This is a genomic window from Streptomyces boncukensis (assembly GCF_011045075.1).
In the GTDB taxonomy this organism is placed as follows: domain Bacteria; phylum Actinomycetota; class Actinomycetes; order Streptomycetales; family Streptomycetaceae; genus Streptomyces; species Streptomyces boncukensis.
In genome coordinates, this window is the sequence record NZ_JAAKZZ010000948.1 from 1 (window position 1) to 1,426 (window position 1,426).

The 1,426-nt window shown below is 71.5% G+C and carries 1 protein-coding gene; it reads right to left on the reverse strand.

The window, feature by feature from the left end; translation table 11 throughout:
- Window positions 1–120 precede the first annotated feature (120 nt).
- Window positions 121–1,426: flavin monoamine oxidase family protein (locus G5C65_RS37225; protein ID WP_165303455.1), on the reverse strand; the 1,306-nt coding region annotated here is incomplete at its 5' end.

Here is a 1,426-nt window from a genome sequence, read left to right on the forward strand (position 1 = left end):
TGCGTGCTCTCGGCGTGCCGGGTGAAAGCCCTCGTACTGGGCGTACTCGGGCTTTCGGCCGGTGCGGCGAGAGCACGTGCCGGGCGTTCCAGGTGGCGTGCGGGGCTTTCGAAACACCCCCTAGTCCTCCGGGAGGGCGACCGGCGCGATGTCGTCGTAGACGTCGCCGGGGCCGGGGTTGGCGGGGTCGGTGCCGCCGCCCAGGTGGCGCAGGACGCCCCACACGGCGTTGAGCGCCGTCTGCACCGCGCCCTCGGCCCAGCCCGCCGTCCAGGAGATGTCGTCGCCCGCGAGGAACAGCCCGCGCCGGTCGGCGGGCAGCCGCTCCTGCATGAAGTGGGTGAACAGACGGCGCTGGTAGCGGTAGTGGCCGGGCAGGTTCGCCTTGAACGCGCCGAGGAAGTGCGGCTCGGCCTCCCAGGAGACGGTGACCGGGCTGCCGGTGATGTGCCCGCGGATGTCGACGCCCGGGTAGATCTCGCCGAGTGAGGTGAGCATGACCTCCATCCGCTCCGTCGCGTCCAGCGGCAGCCATTTGAGGCTGTCGTCGCACCAGGTGTAGGAGAGGCAGATGGCGGCGGGCCGGTCCGGGCCGTTGTCGAGGAGGTAGGTGCCGCGGGTCATCCGGTCGGTGAGCGTCATGCTCATGGTGTCCCGCCCGGTGCGCGGGTCGGTGTCCCGCCAGAAGGGGCGGTCGACGGGCACGAACAGCTTGGACGACTCCATGTAGTGGGTGCGTTCGACCGCCGTCCAGTGGTCGATGGGCAGCAGCGCGTCGTCGCAGGCGATACGGGAGAGCAGCAGCCAGGACTGCGCGGTGAACACGGCGGCGCGGTAGGTGCGGATGGCGCCGTCCGCGTCGGTGACGGTGATGCGGTTCCCCGCGGTGCGGTGCAGCCGGGTGACGGCCGGGCGGTGCGTGCCGCCGGGGTGGAGGGACTTCAGGCTGGTGCCCCGCGGCCAGTGCACGGGCTTGTCCGGCTCCCGCTCCCACAGCCGCAGCGGAAGCTGCTGGCTGCCCCCGGTGATGCCCCGGTGGTCGTCGTCGGCGCCGGTGTAGACGACGCGCAGGATCTCCAGGATGGAGTTGGGGAAGTCGGTGTCCCAGCCGCCGGTGCCGAAGCCGACCTGGCCGAAGATCTCCCGGTGCCGGAAGGAGGCGAACGCCGGCGAGTCGCACAGGAAGCCGTAGAACGTCTGGTTGTCCAGCTTCTCCACCAGCTTGGACCACACGGCGCGGATGCGGGGCACGTCCCGCTCGCGGATCGCGCGCTGCATGGCGGAGAAGTCCGCGCCCTCCTCCAGGCAGGCGTTCCAGGCTTCCATCACCCGGTGGTAGACGGGCGGCAGGTCGTCGAGCGTACGGGCGTAGTGGGACTCGCCCTTCAGGTCGACGACGGTGGAGGGGGTGTGCGGCGCGAGCGGG